The sequence below is a fragment of the Ilumatobacter sp. genome, from assembly GCF_049588435.1.
Taxonomy (GTDB): Bacteria; Actinomycetota; Acidimicrobiia; order Acidimicrobiales; family Ilumatobacteraceae; genus Ilumatobacter_A.
The window spans coordinates 15,519-31,649 of the sequence record NZ_JBAVYV010000099.1; the positions used below are offsets into that span (position 1 = coordinate 15,519).

Here is a 16,131-nt window from a genome sequence, read left to right on the forward strand (position 1 = left end):
CTCACGACGGACGTCCGCCGGAATCGAACGAGGCGACGGGTTGACGCGACGAGAGGTTGAGCGGGACGACCGAGCCGTCGGCGCGTTCGAGAACCTGCTCGGCCTCGGACGACGCGAGAGCTGCGGGGACCCCGGCTCGATCGAGCATGGTCGCCATCACCTCGGCCGCCTGCACCGACAGCGAGTGCAGTGAACGATGACGATGGAGACGGCTGCCCAAGTCGACCTGCCCGATCGAATCGGCGCCCCATGTCCGTTCGATGTCGATCAGCAGACCCATCTCGACGCCCCAACCCTGCACGAAAGCAAGCTGCTCGAGCACCGTCCGTCGGCCTGCGTACTCGCCGGACAGCGGCTGAGCAAGACCGGTGAGGTTCGGGAAGTAGCGCGACATCAACGGACGTGCCACGAGCTCGGTCGTGCGCCCGCCGCCGCCGTAGTTCGTCGGCCGGTGGTACAGCGCCTTCATCAGCGCCACCGTCGGGTCATCGAGCAACGGGCTGACGAGCTTGGCCACCCAGTCGGGCTCGAAACTGGTGACGTCGCCATCGCACCACACGACGAAATCGCCCCGGCTGACGACGAGCGTTGCCCAGAGTGCGTTGCCCTTGCCGTGCCCGCCGCCGTGCTCCCGGTGCACGTCGTCGATCGACACGACCCGCGCCCCTGCACTCGTTGCGACGCGCGCCGTGTCATCGGTGCTGCGGTCGTCGAGAACGATCAGCTCGTCGACGACCGGCTGTTCCTCCATCAGGTTGCGACGGATGATCGACACGAGCGGGCCGATCGTGGCCGCCTCGTCCCGGCACGGGATGCACACCGAGATCGTTCGACCGGCTTTCGCTTCGATCACCGCTGCGACCGCCGCGGCGTCGAGTCGGTCGACGGTCGCGAAAGTTCGGACTCCGCGCTCTCGATCCGCCATCGTCACCCGATCGACAGGGGCCCGACCCGACGGATCCCGTCCCGACCGATCGAGGTCTCCCATCCGGGGGGACACCGGTCGGGTGCGACATCCGACAGCGGCGCGAGAACGAACGCCCGCTCGGCGAATCTCGGATGCGGGATCGTGAGGTCACCGCTGGACATCGTGACCCCGTCGAACAGCACGATGTCGACGTCGAGCGTGCGCGGGCCCCAGTGCACGATCCGTTGCCGCATCGCCTCGGCCTCGATTCGCTGGCATCGTCGCAGCAGTGCTGACGGGTCGAGCGAGGTCTCGATCTCGACCACCATGTTCAGGAACGGTCCCTGGTCATCCGGGCCACCGACCGGTTCGGTCTCGTAGACGTCCGACATCGCGGTCACCGTTCCGAGTCCCCCAACGCCCAGCCGCAGGTACCCCTCGCGGTCGCCGAGATTCGAACCGAGTGCGACGTACGCCGTGTGCGCGGTGTGTGCCGGCATCTCTGCCTCGGCACGTGTCCGACGGATGCGGACAGAGGTCGAGGTGGCGTCGACGGCGATCGGCGGGCGGAGCTTGGTCAGGCGGACGTCGACGGCTTCGACCCGGTCGAACGCGAGCACCTCATCGGCGATCCGGGCCACGAGTCGCTCCAGGAGTTGGTCCTTCGATTCCTCGACCACCGCGATCACCCGATCGGCGACGAGGCCGTAGTGAACGGTGTCGCCGAGTTCGTCGGTCCGGCCCGCATCGTGCAGATCGACGTCGAAGGAGAGATCGATCTGGAGCGGTTGGGGGATCTCTCGTTCGTGAGGGAGTGCTCCGACGATGGTGACTGCTCGGAGCCCGCTGATCTCGATCTGGTCGGTCACGTCACCAGTGTGGTCGCTCAGGCCGTCGATCCCACAGCGGCAGCCGGTTTCGCCCTGCCGTCGACTCTCGCGTGGCCCACCCAACCGGGCAGACTCGGGACCGTGACGAACACATCCGACGACTCGACCACCCCATCCAGCGCCAATGCAACGAGCGGCCGGATCGACCTCTCGGGGCGCTCGTTCGTGGTCACCGGAGGGAACGGTGGGATCGGTCTCGGGATGGCCGAGGGGATCGCCCAGGCCGGCGGTTCGGTGTCGGTGTGGGGCCGCAACGCCGACAAGAACGGCGCTGCGGTCGACGTCCTCTCGCGGATCGCAGCGGACAGCGGGGCCGGAGCGACGATCACGGCGCACGTGTGCGATGTGAGCGATGAAGTACAGGTGCGCGAATCGATGGCCCGTACGGCGAGCGAACACGGCAGCGTCGACGGGCTGTTCGCGAATGCGGGACGTGGCGGAACCGGCACCCGGTTCCTCGATCTGTCGCTCGAGGAATGGCGGTCGGTGATGGCGGTCAACCTCGACGGGGTGTTCCTTACGTTGCGCGAAGCGGCCCGCACGATGGTCGAGCAGGGAACGGGCGGAAGCCTCGTCGCGGTGTCGTCGACGTCAGCGGTCCACGGCGCGGCCGGCAACGAGGCCTATGGCACCGCCAAGACAGCCGTCAACGGCCTGGTCCGAGCGTTGGCCGTCGGCCTGGCTCGTCACGGCATCCGCGTCAACTCGCTGCTCCCCGGGTGGACGATCACCGAGCTGGCATCAGGCGGCTACGAGAACGATGTGTTCCGGACCGCCACGGTCAAGCGGACGCCGGTTCGACGCTGGGCGGATCCGGCCGAGTTCCGTGCCGTCGGAGCTTTTCTCGCCGACCCGACCCAGACGTATCACACCGGCCAGGAGATCTGCGTCGACGGCGGCTACACGATCTTCTAGGACTGCGCCATCGTCGTTTGCGTGAGGTCTGTGCGCCCACCGACCGCACACTCCTCACGCGAACGGCGGGGGTTGATGCTGGGGCGGTGGCGCGGGTCAGCGCACGCCGAGCAGGTCGACGACGAAGACGAGCGTCTCGTTCGGCGCGATCACGCCACCCGCACCCGCTGCGCCGTAACCGAGGTCGGCCGGGATGGTCAGACGACGACGACCGCCGACCTTCATCCCCTCGACGCCGTCGTCCCAGCCGCGGATGACCTGGCCCTGACCGAGGCCGAAGCTGAACGGCTCCATGCGATCCCACGAGGCGTCGAACTGTTCGCCGGTCGACCACGACACTCCCACGTAGTGCACGTTGACGTGTTGCCCGGCCGTGGCCTCGTGGCCGTCGCCGACGATGAGGTCGTCGATGACCAGCTCGCTCGGGGGGTTCTCGTCGGGAATGATCACGTCGGGCTTGCGCATCCACTCGAAACTACCCCGGCGATCACCGATCGACGATGGGCTGTCGACCGACGCGCTGGGCGAAAGCGGTCCTCCTCGCCTGCGCCTCAGGGGTTGGCGAGCAGGTCGATCAGCGACGACGTGTCCCATCGCTCGCCCCCGCGTTGCTGGACCTGGGCGTAGAGCTGGTCGACCAGTGCGGTGATCGGAAGCCGAGCACCGTTGCGGTTCGCCTCGTCGAGCACGATCCCGAGATCCTTGCGCATCCAGTCGACGGCGAACCCGAAGTCGAACTGCTGGTCCGCCATCGTCCGCGCCCGGTTGTCCATCTGCCAGCTCTGTGCCGCTCCCTTGCCGATCACGTTCACGACCTGATCGACATCGAGACCCGCGCGTTGCGCGAAGTTGACACCCTCGGCAAGCCCCTGGACCATTCCGGCGATGCAGATCTGGTTGACCATCTTCGTCAGTTGGCCCGCGCCCGCGTCCCCGAGGCGCACGACCGATTTCGCGTACGCCGAGATCAGCGGGACGACGCGCGAGAAGACCTCGACCTCGTCGCTGCCGCACATCACCGTCAGTTGGCCGTTCTCGGCTCCCGCCTGTCCGCCCGAGACCGGGGCATCGACGAATCCGATCCCCCGCGCCGCACACGCGGCTGCGAGCTCACGCGCCACGCCGGCCGAGGCAGTTGTGTGATCGACCAACACCGTGCCCGCGCGCATCGTCGTGAGCACCCCGTGATCGCCGAGCACGACCTCGCGGACGTCGTCATCGTTGCCCACGCACATCATCACGACGTCGGCGTCCTCGGCGGCCTCTGCCGGGGTGGGTGAGGCCCCATGTCCGTTCAGTGCCACCCACGCAAGCGCCTTGGCAGCGGTGCGGTTGTACACGGTCACCGAATGGCCGGCACGAGCGAGATGTCGCGCCATCGGGGCTCCCATCACGCCCATGCCGAGGAAGGCGACCCGCTGGGACCCGATGGCATCGACCGATCCATCGGAGCTCTCATCGACCGTGCCGGTGGTCTCGTCATCATCCATGTGGGGAGTCTGACACGCTTCGCGGTCGGATCATCGAACACGGCGTGTCCAGCCGAGGTTTGATGCCATGATGAGCCGGTGGAGACCGGTGGCGGCGAATGGACGGTGCTGACCTGGAACATCCAGGGCGCGAAACCGACGGATCTGGGTCGGATCGCCGAGGTCATCCGCGGTTCATCTCCCGATGTGGTCGTACTGCAAGAGGCCCGTCGCTCACATTCCGATGGCCTCGCGTCGGCACTCACCATGAGCTCCAAGTGGCACGAGAAGCACCATCCGTGGCGTCCGTTCCTGACAGATCGCGCCGAGGGCGCGACCATCCTCTCGCCGCACACGTTGATCGACCCGGATCACGACCGGGTCAGCGACGCCGAGTCGATGCGGACCTTCCGCCGCCGCATCGTCCAATGGGGGGTCGTCGAGCGGCCCGACGGCTCACGGTGTCGCGTGTTCAACGTGCACCTCTCGCCACACGATCTCGCCGAGCAGCGCCGCACCGAGGCCGAACGCATCACCGCCATCGCCGGCCGATTCGGCGATGGCACCCCGACCGTCGTCGCCGGTGACTTCAACGATCACGGAACCTCGGAGATCGTCGATCTGCTCCCCGGGATCGAGGCGCTCCCGCCACCCCCGACCAACCCATCCGAGCGGCCAACGGATCACCTCGACCACGTGCTCGTGCCTGCGACGGCGACCGACGTCTCCGTGTCGGCCCCCGCCGGTGGCGACGAGTGGGCCGAACTCTCGGACCACCTCCCGCTCACCGTCCGGTTCTCACTCGGATAGCGACGAGGTCGCGTCCCCGAGGTCGAGTTCCTACTTCTTCTTCTTGGTCTTCTTCGGCTCGTCCTCTTCGCCGTCCTTGAGCACGCCCTTGGCCAGGGCCTCGTCGAGGTAGATCTCGGCGTCCTCGGCCGACACCTTCAGCGCCGGGGAGATCTCGGAGATCAGGTTGACGCGGGCACGCTCGTACATCGTGCGCTCGGCCGCCGACAGCGACGCGTCACGGTTGCGTGCAGCGAGGTTTCGGACCACTTCGGCCACCTGGTACACGTCACCGGACTTGAGCTTCTCCTGGTGGTTCTTGAACCGCCGACTCCAGTTGGACGGCACGCGCGGATCAGGCTTTGCGAGCACCGACACGAGGTCCTCGAGTTCGTCGGCCGAGACCGGCGGACGCACGCCGACGTCATCGGTCTTCTCGACGGGCACCTTGAGGGTCATCTCGTTGATGACGGTCTTGAGAATCAGGTACTCCTGCTTCTCGCCGAAGAACTCCATCTTCTTCGTTCCCTGCACGACGCATGCGCCGTGCTGGGGGTAGATGACGGTTTCGCCCTTCTTGAAATTCACGCAGTACCTCGCCTCTCGGGTGGCCTCTCGGGGCCGGTGGGGGGATGTCGCCGAACGCGCGGCGGCTCTCCAGGGTACCGGCGTGCTCAGAAAACGAAGAAACCCCAGCCCGGTCCTCGCGCGTACGAGGTCCGACCTGGGGTTTTCCCGGTGGGCACAGAGGGATTCGAACCCCCGACCCCCTGCGTGTCATGCAGGTACTCTAACCAACTGAGCTATGCGCCCTCAGCGGGCACCGAGACTACCAGTGCCGCGGCCGGAGCACACCCGATCGCGTCGACGGTTCTCGGTCAGGCGAAGCGGAGGCTGATCTCGTTGGCCATCAGCCGTCCGCGATGCGTCAGCACCACCCGCGTCGAGTCGTCCGGATGGGGGATGACGAGGCCCTCCAACAGAACCAGCGTGTCGTGGCTGAACGAGTCGGCGGGGATGCCGTCGCGGGTCCTCAGCAGCAGCTGCAGCCGCTCGAACCGACGGGTCTCGTCGTCGAGCACCTCGGCCGAGGCTTCGACGTCGCCCGCAGCGTCGACGAGGTCGATGTAGCGCTCCGGAGTGCGCACGTTCCACCAACGCCGCCCGGAGCGGTGCGAGTGCGCCGCGCAGCCGAACCCGCGGTAGTCGTGCTGGCGCCAGTACAGGAAGTTGTGCCGTGACTCGTGCCCGGGCCGCGCCCAGTTCGAGACCTCGTAGTTCTCGAGGCCGGCTGCCTGCAGCAGTTCGTCGGCGATGTCGTACTTGTCCGCCTGATCGTCGTCGTCGGGATGCCGGTCGGGTTGCGTCGCGAGCGGAGTTCCCGCCTCCACCGTGAGGCCGTAGGCGGACACGTGCGGCGGGTCGAAGGCCACCACCTCGCGGATCGTCGAGCGCCAGTCGTCGACGCTCTCACCGGCGGCGCCGTAGATCACGTCGAGGTTGAACGACGGCATCCCCACCGAACGAATCGCCTCCACCGTCCGGGACACGTTGTCCCGATCGTGGGTGCGCCCGAGTGCTGCCAGCACGTGCGCGGACATCGACTGCACGCCGATGCTGACCCGGTTGACGCCTCCCGAGCGGTAGCTGCGAAGCATCTCGACGGTGACGTCGTCGGGGTTGCACTCGACGGTGATCTCCGCGTCGGCTTCGACCGGGATCGACGCGACGATCGAAGCGAGCCGCTCCGGCGACACCAGTGTCGGCGTCCCGCCGCCGACGAACACGGTCGACGCCACCGGCATGCCCGCGTCGATCGCACGTACGATCTCCGTCTGCAGCGAGTCGAGATACCGATCGATCAGGTGTCCACGATCGGTCCACGTGGCGAACGCGCAGTAGTCACATTTCGACGCGCAGAACGGGATGTGGATGTACACCCCGAAAGGACTCGAGGGACTCGATGCGCTCACCGGGGCAACCTACCGACCTCACGGTCGGGCGAGCGGGAGCTCAGTCGGCCGGCCGGTTGTACAGCAGGCCGAGCGAGTCGAGTCGCGACCCGACCTGGTCGACCGGAACGTCGAGCATCGCCGCGATCGCGCGGGTGTCATCGCCGCGCACGGTGATCACGCGACCGTTGAAGTCCTGGCGCTGCACCTGGATCAGGCGGAGGTACCGCCCGAGCATCTCGAACGGTGAGCCGTTCATCTCGATGAGCTTCGCCACGTTGATCGCCAACTTCTTGTTGACCGGCGATTCGAGCGCGGCCGTTTCCGACCCGGTGATCTCACGCGGCAACAACTGCTCGATCGGCACGTTGTAGAACTGGGCGAGCCGGTCGAGGCGCGGGAGTGACAACGCCCGCTCACCTCGCTCGTAGGCCCCGAGCACGGAGGCCTTGAACTCCTGCTCGGATTGTGCCTCGACCTCTTGGAGCGAGAGTCGCTTCTGCTTGCGGATCGCGCGCAGTCGATCGCCGACCTGGCGGCTGTACGTGGAATCTGCAGTGTCTTCGTCGAAGGAAGTCATCGGTTGCTGGGCCGTCCCATCGGTTTCGGGTGGAGAGCGAGAACATCTCGGCCGCATCGCGCCGCGCCGACGTGCCAGACTACTCACACGCTCGGTCGTCGACCACCACGGATCGTCATAAAAGCACGCGGAGTGTTGCCACCGCCACAGCTGCGGTCTCGACCCGCAGAATGTTCGATCCCAGCCCGACCCGCCGCGGTGACAGAGCCAACTCCGACTCGGTCCATCCCCCTTCTGGGCCGATCGCCACGAGTGGCTCGTCACCCCGCACGGGCGCTCCCCCCGGCTCGGCGATCACGGCGTCGCCGAGCAACTCCGCGGCCGGAACCGGCCCGTCGATCTCGGTCCGCCAGACACGCCGACTCTGCCGCGTGCTCTCGTCGGCGATCCGACGCAAACGGGTGAGCTGCTTGACCGCTCGATCCGGTTTCCAACGGACTGCAGAGCGCTCCGCATCGACGAAGACGATCCGATCGACACCGATCTCCACCGTCTTCTGCACGAGCCAGTCGACCCGATCACCCTTCGGGATCGCCGTCGCGAGCGTGAACCGATCGGACCGCTCCTCGACGACGATCTCACCGACCGCCTCGAGGGACAGCGTCGATCCGGACAGCCGCACCCGCGACATCCGCCAACTCCCCGCGCCGTCGGTGACCGAGACGTCGTCGCCGTCACGCAACCGGAGCACCCGACGCAGGTGGTGTTCCACATCGTCATCGAGAGCGATCATCTGCCCACCGATGTCGCCGAGCAGGACGTGGGACGATGCTCGACGTCGATCGTCAGCCATCACGGTCACCTCAGTTGAACGCCGACTTGATCCGCGAGAACAACCCTTCCTTGCCGTTCCCGACCGATTCGCCGCGGCCCGCCGCATACGCGCTCAACATGTCCACCTCGTCGTCCGACAGTTTCGTCGGGACGTCGACGCGGACGCGGGCGATCAGATCGCCCCGACCACGGCCCTGCAGGCGGTGCACGCCGCGTTGCTTCAACACGAACTCGCGGCCCGGTTGGGTCCCCGGAGGGATCACCAGGTCCTCGGTGCCGTCCAGCGTCTCGAGTTCCATCGACGTGCCGAGCGCCGCCTGAGCGATCGAGATCGGGACCTCGGTCACCAGATCGTCGCCGTCGCGGGTGTAGGTCTCGTCGGGGCGCACCCGAAGATGCACGTACAGATCACCCTTCGCTCCGCGACGCGGACCTGCGGCTCCGCGTCGGGTCAGGCGCAGCGTCGATCCGGTGTCGACGCCTGCGGGAATGTCGACCTTGTAGGTCACGTCCTCGGTGACCCGGCCCTCACCTCGACACGAGGCGCACGGAGACGCGATCACTTCGCCGAGCCCGCCGCAACGCTGGCAGGGGCTGGCGGTGACCATCTGGCCGAGGAGACTCTGTCGCACCCGTTGCACCTGGCCCGAACCGTCACACTCGCTGCAACGGACCGGTTGGGTGTTCTCGCCCGCACCCGAACCGTCACACGTGTCACAACGCACGGGAAGCTTCAACTCGACGTCGATCTGGTCGCCGAACACCGCTTGCACGAAGTCGACATCGACGATGACCTCGACGTCCTGTCCACGCGGCGGGCCCGACGGCCCCCGCTGGCGTCCGCCGCCGAACGGACTTCCACCACCGGAGCCACCGAAGAAGGTCTCGAAGATGTCGCCCAATCCGCCACCGAACATGTCCTCGGCCGAGGGTCCACCGCCGCCGGTACCGCCACCGACACCGGCTTCGCCGAACTGGTCGTAGCGGGAGCGTTGGCTGTCGTCCGAGAGCACCTGATAGGCGCGAGCAAGGTCCTTGAACTGTGCTTCGGCGGTGGGATCGTCCGGGTTGGCGTCGGGGTGCAGCTCACGGGCGCGCTTGCGGTACGCCTTCTTGATTTCGTCGGCCGATGCCGAGCGGGACACACCGAGGAGGTCGTAGAAGTCAGCCATGACGGCTCACAGGATGCCGGAAATGGCGGGCGTTGCGACCCCTCAGCGGTCTTCGATGCGATGCCCGAGCTGTTCGCTGACCACGTCGACGGTCGCGAGCGCCTGGGGATAGTTCATCCGCGTCGGGCCGAGCACCCCGACCGAACCGACATGTTCGCCCTCCACGACCACGGGCGCGACCACGACCGAGCACGCCGACAGGGGTTCGACGCCGTGTTCGATCCCGATCGCCACGGACATTCCCCGATTGACGATGTCGGACACGAGCGAGACCACGACGAACTGCTGCTCCAGCGTGTGGAGCACGGACCGGACGATCTCGACCGCGTCGAATGCCTTGGCGACTTCCGACACACCGCCGGTGTAGACATGCTCGGCCGCCGCGATCGTGTGCATCCGCTCGAGCGCGGCGTTGCTCAGCCGATCAACCTCCGCGTCGCCCGACGCGGCCACGTCGTGGAGCCCGCCGAGGACCTGTCCATCGAGTTGCGACGACAGATGGGCGCTCGCCGCGGCGAGCCGGTCGTCGTCGTCTCCGTCGACGAGGTCGAGCGTGACGTGTTCGACCGAACCGTTCACGAACACGACGACCACGGTCGCGGCGAGATCGGACAGTCCGACGAGTTGGACCCTGCGCACCTCGACCGCTTCCGGGCGAGGGCCGACGACCACCGCCGCACTGTGGGTGAGATCCGCGAGCAGGTTCGACGTCTGGTGGAGCATCTCCTCGAGACGGCCGTGTGCGGCGGAGAAGAACTCACCGACCTGGCGTTGGCTCGTGCGGTCCAGACGACCCGGCGTGGCCAGGTTGTCGACGAAGTATCGATAGCCCTTGTCGGTGGGTATCCGACCGGCCGACGTGTGCGGCTGAACGAGGAATCCTTCCTGCTCCAACACGGCGAGTTCGCTGCGCACCGTCGCCGGTGACACCTGGATCGACGGAGTCCGAGCGACGCTGGCCGATCCGACGGGCTGCGCCGTGGCGATGTACTCCTGCACGACGGCGGCGAGAATCGCTGTCTTGCGGTCGTCCAACATCGTGTGACGAGTCTACCTATCGACCGGTCACGGCCTTCAGGCGTCGCAACGCCTCGGTCCGTTCGACCCGGTGGTCCAACATCGGTTCGCTCGGGTCCTCGACCCACCGCTCGACATAGGCACCGTCGGGGTCGTAGCGCTCCTGCTGGAGCGTCGGGTTGAACACACGGAAGTAGGGCGCTGCATCGGTTCCGGTCCCCGCCGCCCACTGCCAGCCGTGATTGTTGGAAGCGAGGTCGCCGTCGACGAGGTGGTCCATGAACCATCGCGCTCCCCACTGCCACGGCAGATGGAGGTCCTTCACGAGGAAGCTCGCCGTGATCATGCGGACCCGGTTGTGCATCCATCCGGTCGCGAGCAATTGGCGCATCCCCGCGTCGACGATCCCGAATCCGGTGTTGCCGGCGCACCAGCGAGCGAACTTCTCCTCACCCTGCTTGCCGGTGTCGACCTCGATCGTGTCGAGCTTCGGATTGAGGTTCTCCCATGCGGAGTGGGGCTGTCGGAACAGCACGTCAGCGTAGAAGTCGCGCCATGCCAGTTCGCTCGAGAACACCGTGTGCCCCTCCTCTCCGGACCCGGACGCGTCGAGGTCGGCCAGCAGCGTGCGGGGATGGACCGTTCCCCACTTGAGATCGGGTGACAGACGGCTCGTGCCCGTCAGATCGGGGCGATCACGCAGGTCGTCGTACGCCGCAACGGCCGAGCGTGACGATCCGTCGGACGCACCGGACGTGTCGATGAACCGCCGCCACCGATCGAGTGCAGCTCCCTCCCCCGCCTCCGGGAGTGTGCAGCCTGCGACGGGTCGCTCGCCCAGTGGGTCCGAGACCACCCCGGTCGATCCCGCACCGACCCACCGCACGTCGTCCCCCGGCGCCGGATGCGGGTGCTGCCAACCGGTCCGACGCCAGACCTTCGAGAACGGGGTGAACACCGAGTACGTGTCACCGTCGCCCTTGCGCACCTGGCCCGGGTCGACGGCATAGGGCGATCCGACGCCCCGCAACGTGCGGTCGTGATCGGCCAGCGAATCGGCCACGCCGGCGTCTCGGCGTCGCCCGTACGGCGCGTAGTCACGGCTGACGACCACGGAGGTGGCATCGAGTTCGTCCGCGATCGCGGGCACGACGTCACCCGGATCGCCGTGGCGGATCACGAGTCCGATGCCGCCCGTCTCCCGCAGCGACGTATCGAGCGCGACCAGGCAGTCGTGGAGAAGGGCCCGACGCGGCGTACCGGCCGTCGCGAACGTCGGATCGACCACGAACAGTGGAACGACCTCGGCCCCGTCGGCTGCCGCAGCGAGCAGCGCCGGGTTGTCGCCCAACCGGAGGTCCCGGCGGAACCACATCACATTGCGTTCCCCCACCCCCGGAGTGTCCCCCACCCCACGCCATCCAATCCACTCCATCCGGGTGTTTTCGGCGGGACTTTCAGCAACGCAAACCGCCCGGTCGGACGGAAACACCCGGTTGAGCGGGCGGGTCGGGGGGTGAGGGGGCGGGCTGGTCGGAGGGGTGCAGGGGCGGAGGGGGGTCAGTCGTCGAGTTTGAGGGCGCTGATGAAGACGTCGCCGGGAACTTCGACGCGGCCGATCGACTTCATCTTCTTCTTGCCCTCCTTCTGCTTCTCGAGCAGCTTGCGCTTGCGGGTGATGTCGCCCCCGTAGCACTTGGCGGTGACGTCCTTGCGCTTCGCCTTGACCGTCTCACGGGCGATGATCTTGCCGCCGATCGCCGCCTGGATCGGGACGTCGAACATCTGACGCGGGATGAGCTCCTTGAGCTTCTCGCACATCCGGTTGCCGTAGGCGTACGACTTGTCGCGGTGCACGATCGTCGAGAAGGCGTCGGCCGGGATCGCGTTCAGCAGCAGATCGACCTTGACGAGATTGCTCCGCCGGTACCCGGCCAGTTCATAGTCGAGGCTGGCGTACCCCTTCGTCCGCGACTTCATCTGGTCGAAGAAGTCGACGACGACCTCCGCGAGGGGAACTTCGTACACGAGCTCCACGCGCTCGGGTGAGAGGTACTCCATCTTCTTCATCTCACCGCGACGTGTCTGACACAGGTCCATCAGCGGACCCGTGTAGTCGGTCGGTGTGATGATCGAGAGTTTGAAGAACGGCTCCTCGACGTAGTCGATCTTCTGGGCCTCCGGGAGGTCGGCGGGGTTGTCGACCTTGATCGTCTCGCCCGCCGTGGTCGTGACCAGGTACTCCACGCTCGGCGCGGTCGCGATCAGCGCCAGATCGAACTCGCGCTCGAGACGCTCCTTCACGATCTCCATGTGCAACAGGCCGAGGAATCCGCAGCGGAACCCGAACCCGAGCGCACCCGACGACTCGGGCGTGTACGTGATCGATGCATCGTTCAGCTTGAGCTTGCCGAGCGCATCGCGGAGGTTCTCGAAGTCGTCACCGTCGATCGGGAACAGCCCGGAGAACACCATCGGCAGTGGCTCGCGATAACCCGGGAGCGCAACCGACGAGCCGTGGACCGCGGTCGTCACCGTCTCGCCCGACTTCGCGTCGCCGACGTCCTTGATCCCCGCGATCAGGTATCCGACCTCGCCAGGACCCAACTCGGGCTCGGGGGTCGGCTCGGGCCGGCGGGCACCGATCTCGATCGCCTCGTGAGTCGCAGCCGCGTTGATGAACTCGAGCTTCTCGCCCGAGCGCATCGTCCCGTTCATGATCCGGATGCTCGAGACCACACCCCGGTACTGATCGAACTGCGAGTCGAAGATCAACCCCTGCAGCGGCGCGTCAGGGTCACCAGCGGGCGCAGGGATCCGCTCGATCACGGCGTCGAGGAGATCGGGGACACCGACGCCGGTCTTCGCGGACATCGGGATGATCTCTTCACGTGGAATGCCGAGCACCGTCTCGATCTCTCCGGCATAGCGGTCGACGTCGGCGGCGGGCAGATCGATCTTGTTGAGCACGGCCACGATCTCGAGATCGTTCTCGAGGGCGAGATAGCAGTTGGCCAGCGTCTGGGCCTCGATCCCCTGTGCGGCATCGACGACGAGGACGACGCCCTCACACGCGGCGAGCGAGCGGCTCACCTCGTAGCCGAAGTCGACGTGTCCGGGCGTGTCGATCAGGTGGAACGTGTGGTCCTTCCACGACACCCGCACGTTCTGCGCCTTGATCGTGATCCCGCGTTCGCGCTCGAGATCCATCGAATCGAGGTACTGCGCCTTCATGTCCCGGCTCTGCACGGCCCCGGTGATCTCGAGGATCCGGTCGGACAGCGTCGACTTTCCGTGGTCGATGTGCGCGATGATCGAGAAGTTGCGGATCCGCTCGAGAGGGATGTTCGTGCTGGCCATGTCGATCGAACGCTATCGGTGGCCCGCGACGCTTGTTGGACCGCTCGCCGAGCGCCGATAGAGTCTCACGGCTGTTCGAAGCGGATCCCTGCATCGATCCGTTGTACGACACACGAACTCCGAAACCCTCGAAGACACTCCGCAACAAGGACTGAAAATGGCAAACATCAAGAGCCAGAAGAAGCGCATTCTCACCAACGCCAAGTCGTATGAGCGCAACAAGGCCGTCCGCGCCGAACTGCGCACCCGCGTCAAGAGCGCCGTGGCCGAAGGCGATGTCGACAGCGCCGCCACCCGCGAAGCGATCGCACGCATCGACCGTGCCGCCGCGAAGGGCGTCATCCACAAGAACACGGCCGCTCGTAAGAAGAGCCGCCTGATGAAGCAGCTGCAGACCACCTCCAGCTGATCATCTCCGATTCGGTACGACGGCGTCGCCTCCGGGCGGCGCCGTTCGTCGTTTTCGGACCGACCTCGGCCGGAACCGGATCGTCCCGATCAGCGCAGCTTCGAGAGCCGCGCGACGAGAACCTCCATCACGACCTCCGGATCGAGCACCTTCGCCCCGCGTAGATCCAGATCTGCCTGAGCGAGCAACTCGATCGCCCGCTTGGTCGAACGTGCTCCGAGCCGGTTGTAGTTCTGGAGCGCCTTCTTCGCCGGGAAGCCCTTGAGGCCCGTCGCGGCAGCGGCATCCTGCTCGGTGCGGGCGTTCGCCCCGTCGAGGCGCGCCAACGACGCGTAGTGGTTGTGCAGGGTCGACATGATCTGCAGCGGATGACGCTTGCCACCGTGCACCATGCGCCCCAACAAGGTCAGCGCCTTCGTGGTGTCACCGGCCGCGATCGCATCGGTGAAGTCCCAGGGCGGCACTCCCCCGGCCTCGCCGAGGAACGGCTCGATGTCGTCCTCGCCAAGCCGCGCACCTTCGCCGAACGCCCCGCGCAGGGTGCCGAGCACACCGTCGAGACGAGCGGGCTCCTCGCCCAGCCATGCGGTCAGCCGTTGGATCGCCCGGGGGTCGATCGACAGACCGGCGTGGTCGATCTGCTCGCGGACCCACCCGGCGCGATCACCGGCCTTCCTGGGCGGAGCGGTCGCGATGACCGTTCCCGACGCCGTGACGCCGTCGAGGATCTTCTTCGACATCCGACCGTCGCCACCTTGCGCGAGCACGAGATCCGACGTGTCGAGCGGATTGTCGAGATAGCCGAGCAGTGCCGGTAGGTCGTCGGCGTTGAAACGACTGACGTTGCGCGCGACGACAACCCGCTTGTCGGTCAGGAACGGCATGGTCTGCGCCGCGTCGACCACCGTGCGCAGTTCGTACTCGTCGTCGTCGAACTCGTCGACCATGATCGACCGGTCACCGTCGCCGACCAGATCGTGCACGAGGTCGGACACGGCGGTGCGCACGAGGGACTCGTCGTCACCGGTCAACAGGTAGATCGCCATGGGTCTCGGCAGTATTGCGTGAAATCGACAGCAGCACGACCACGACGACCGCGATGATCACCCAGCCGACCCACTGCACGGACGGAGCGGGTTCGAGCCGGGCTCCGAGCACGGCCACGGTGTCGACCCAGCGCGTCGCGATGCGCGCCGGGAACATCAGCACCGACGCCAGGGCAGGCACCCACCCGGCCACGAGACCGGCGGGCATGCCGTAGAGCATCACCATCCCGGCGACCGGCACGGCGAGCAGGTTCGCCGGAATGCTCACCAGCGGCAGGCGCCCGAAGACGAGCACGCTCGGAACGATCACCCCGAGTTGCGCCCCCAGCGTCACCCCGATCGGCAGCGCGAACAGCCGCAGCGCACGGATGCGCGCGAGGTGCTGTGCGATCCACGGACCAGGTCCGATCACGCCCAGGGTCGCTCCCACCGAGAGCCAGAAGCCGACCGACCACACCAACAGCGGATCGATCAGCACGAGCCCGGGCACCGCGACCGCGAGGATGCGCACCGGTGACCGCTCCCGACCGAGCACGAACGCAGTCGCCGACAGTGCGGCCATCGCGCCCGCCCGGACGATCGACGGTTCGTAGCGGGTGAGCGCCATGAACCAGGCGATCAGTCCGACCGTGACCGCCCACCTCATCCACGGTCGGAGGCGACACAGCAGCGGCCCAGCGGCCGCGAGCAGAAAACTCACGTTCTGACCCGACACCGCGGTCAGATGAGACAGCCCACTCGCGCGGAATCGATCGATCATCTCGGGCGGTTGATCCCGATCATCTCCGACGACCAAGCCCCGGAAGAGCGCACCGTCGGCCGCCGGGAGGCGTTCGGATGCTCGTTCGATC

Annotated in this window: 17 protein-coding genes and 1 tRNA gene; 3 read left to right on the forward strand and 15 right to left on the reverse strand. The window is 66.9% G+C overall.

Annotated elements, in window-relative coordinates:
• Position 1 precedes the first annotated feature (1 nt).
• Entirely contained in the window at positions 2–925 is a 924-nt protein-coding gene (locus WBV89_RS03650) for a glucosyl-3-phosphoglycerate synthase (protein WP_423979985.1), read from the reverse strand.
• 2 nt (positions 926–927) lie between these two features.
• On the reverse strand, positions 928–1,776 hold the full coding sequence (folK, locus tag WBV89_RS03655; RefSeq protein WP_423979986.1) for a 2-amino-4-hydroxy-6-hydroxymethyldihydropteridine diphosphokinase: 849 nt from the start codon (positions 1,774–1,776) through the stop codon (positions 928–930).
• 102 nt (positions 1,777–1,878) lie between these two features.
• Here folK and WBV89_RS03660 point away from each other — a divergent pair, with 102 nt between their 5' ends.
• Positions 1,879–2,712: an SDR family NAD(P)-dependent oxidoreductase gene (locus WBV89_RS03660; RefSeq protein WP_423979987.1), complete on the forward strand. Its 834-nt coding sequence runs from the start codon at positions 1,879–1,881 to the stop codon at positions 2,710–2,712.
• A 96-nt stretch (positions 2,713–2,808) separates the two neighbouring features.
• On the opposite strand, the gene WBV89_RS03665 is transcribed toward WBV89_RS03660, so the two are convergent.
• Together WBV89_RS03665 and WBV89_RS03670 are read right to left on the reverse strand one after the other, a co-directional pair.
• On the reverse strand, positions 2,809–3,177 hold the full coding sequence (locus WBV89_RS03665) for an FKBP-type peptidyl-prolyl cis-trans isomerase (RefSeq protein ID WP_423979988.1): 369 nt from the start codon (positions 3,175–3,177) through the stop codon (positions 2,809–2,811).
• An 86-nt stretch (positions 3,178–3,263) separates the two neighbouring features.
• On the reverse strand, positions 3,264–4,202 hold the full coding sequence (locus WBV89_RS03670; RefSeq protein ID WP_423979989.1) for an NAD(P)-dependent oxidoreductase: 939 nt from the start codon (positions 4,200–4,202) through the stop codon (positions 3,264–3,266).
• Between the two features lie 78 nt (positions 4,203–4,280).
• On the opposite strand from WBV89_RS03670, the gene WBV89_RS03675 reads away from it, so the two are divergent.
• The gene (locus WBV89_RS03675) at positions 4,281–4,991 is read left to right on the forward strand and encodes an endonuclease/exonuclease/phosphatase family protein (protein ID WP_423979990.1); all 711 of its coding nucleotides are present in this window, start codon (positions 4,281–4,283) and stop codon (positions 4,989–4,991) included.
• A 30-nt stretch (positions 4,992–5,021) separates the two neighbouring features.
• Here the strand turns inward: WBV89_RS03675 and WBV89_RS03680 are convergent, their stop codons facing one another.
• The 9 genes from WBV89_RS03680 to lepA all read right to left on the reverse strand — a co-directional run bounded on the left by WBV89_RS03680 (position 5,022) and on the right by lepA (position 13,825).
• On the reverse strand, positions 5,022–5,558 hold the full coding sequence (locus WBV89_RS03680) for a CarD family transcriptional regulator (protein WP_423979991.1): 537 nt from the start codon (positions 5,556–5,558) through the stop codon (positions 5,022–5,024).
• Positions 5,559–5,709: 151 nt separating this feature from the next.
• Positions 5,710–5,783 (reverse strand) — tRNA-Val (locus WBV89_RS03685).
• A 65-nt stretch (positions 5,784–5,848) separates the two neighbouring features.
• Positions 5,849–6,943 carry a radical SAM family heme chaperone HemW gene (hemW, locus tag WBV89_RS03690; RefSeq protein ID WP_423979992.1) on the reverse strand — a complete coding sequence of 365 codons (1,095 nt, stop codon included), beginning with the start codon at positions 6,941–6,943 and terminating at the stop codon, positions 5,849–5,851.
• A gap of 40 nt (positions 6,944–6,983) precedes the next feature.
• Entirely contained in the window at positions 6,984–7,502 is a 519-nt protein-coding gene (locus WBV89_RS03695) for a transcriptional regulator (RefSeq protein WP_423979993.1), read from the reverse strand.
• Positions 7,503–7,617: 115 nt separating this feature from the next.
• Positions 7,618–8,295, reverse strand: a complete 678-nt coding sequence (locus tag WBV89_RS03700) for an RsmE family RNA methyltransferase (RefSeq protein WP_423979994.1) — start codon at positions 8,293–8,295, stop codon at positions 7,618–7,620.
• A gap of 10 nt (positions 8,296–8,305) precedes the next feature.
• Positions 8,306–9,448 (reverse strand): molecular chaperone DnaJ, encoded by a 1,143-nt coding sequence (dnaJ, locus tag WBV89_RS03705; protein WP_423979995.1) that lies wholly within the window; start codon positions 9,446–9,448, stop codon positions 8,306–8,308.
• Between the two features lie 42 nt (positions 9,449–9,490).
• On the reverse strand, positions 9,491–10,486 hold the full coding sequence (gene hrcA / locus WBV89_RS03710) for a heat-inducible transcriptional repressor HrcA (RefSeq protein ID WP_423979996.1): 996 nt from the start codon (positions 10,484–10,486) through the stop codon (positions 9,491–9,493).
• 16 nt (positions 10,487–10,502) lie between these two features.
• Positions 10,503–11,840: a cryptochrome/photolyase family protein gene (locus WBV89_RS03715; RefSeq protein ID WP_423980001.1), complete on the reverse strand. Its 1,338-nt coding sequence runs from the start codon at positions 11,838–11,840 to the stop codon at positions 10,503–10,505.
• A 185-nt stretch (positions 11,841–12,025) separates the two neighbouring features.
• Positions 12,026–13,825 (reverse strand): translation elongation factor 4, encoded by a 1,800-nt coding sequence (lepA, locus tag WBV89_RS03720; RefSeq protein ID WP_423979997.1) that lies wholly within the window; start codon positions 13,823–13,825, stop codon positions 12,026–12,028.
• A gap of 157 nt (positions 13,826–13,982) precedes the next feature.
• On the opposite strand from lepA, the gene rpsT reads away from it, so the two are divergent.
• Entirely contained in the window at positions 13,983–14,234 is a 252-nt protein-coding gene (rpsT, locus tag WBV89_RS03725) for a 30S ribosomal protein S20 (protein WP_423979998.1), read from the forward strand.
• Between the two features lie 89 nt (positions 14,235–14,323).
• Here rpsT and holA read toward each other — a convergent pair whose 3' ends face one another.
• On the reverse strand, positions 14,324–15,280 hold the full coding sequence (gene holA, locus WBV89_RS03730) for a DNA polymerase III subunit delta (protein WP_423979999.1): 957 nt from the start codon (positions 15,278–15,280) through the stop codon (positions 14,324–14,326).
• A partial coding sequence (locus tag WBV89_RS03735; protein ID WP_423980000.1) for a ComEC/Rec2 family competence protein occupies positions 15,255–16,131 on the reverse strand: 877 nt, incomplete at its 5' end. The genes holA and WBV89_RS03735, both read right to left, overlap by 26 nt.

What these genes read in the sequence shown, in the direction of transcription:
- holA (WP_423979999.1), bottom strand. Translation starts at nt 15,280, where the DNA reads ATGGCGATCTACCTGTTGACCGGTGACGACGAGTCCCTCGTGCGCACC.
- WBV89_RS03650 (WP_423979985.1), bottom strand. Translation starts at nt 925, where the DNA reads ATGGCGGATCGAGAGCGCGGAGTCCGAACTTTCGCGACCGTCGACCGA.
- WBV89_RS03670 (WP_423979989.1), bottom strand. Translation starts at nt 4,202, where the DNA reads ATGGATGATGACGAGACCACCGGCACGGTCGATGAGAGCTCCGATGGA.
- lepA (WP_423979997.1), bottom strand. Translation starts at nt 13,825, where the DNA reads ATGGCCAGCACGAACATCCCTCTCGAGCGGATCCGCAACTTCTCGATC.
- rpsT (WP_423979998.1), top strand. Translation starts at nt 13,983, where the DNA reads ATGGCAAACATCAAGAGCCAGAAGAAGCGCATTCTCACCAACGCCAAG.
- hrcA (WP_423979996.1), bottom strand. Translation starts at nt 10,486, where the DNA reads ATGTTGGACGACCGCAAGACAGCGATTCTCGCCGCCGTCGTGCAGGAG.
- dnaJ (WP_423979995.1), bottom strand. Translation starts at nt 9,448, where the DNA reads ATGGCTGACTTCTACGACCTCCTCGGTGTGTCCCGCTCGGCATCGGCC.
- WBV89_RS03665 (WP_423979988.1), bottom strand. Translation starts at nt 3,177, where the DNA reads ATGCGCAAGCCCGACGTGATCATTCCCGACGAGAACCCCCCGAGCGAG.
- WBV89_RS03695 (WP_423979993.1), bottom strand. Translation starts at nt 7,502, where the DNA reads ATGACTTCCTTCGACGAAGACACTGCAGATTCCACGTACAGCCGCCAG.
- WBV89_RS03700 (WP_423979994.1), bottom strand. Translation starts at nt 8,295, where the DNA reads ATGGCTGACGATCGACGTCGAGCATCGTCCCACGTCCTGCTCGGCGAC.
- WBV89_RS03715 (WP_423980001.1), bottom strand. Translation starts at nt 11,840, where the DNA reads ATGTGGTTCCGCCGGGACCTCCGGTTGGGCGACAACCCGGCGCTGCTC.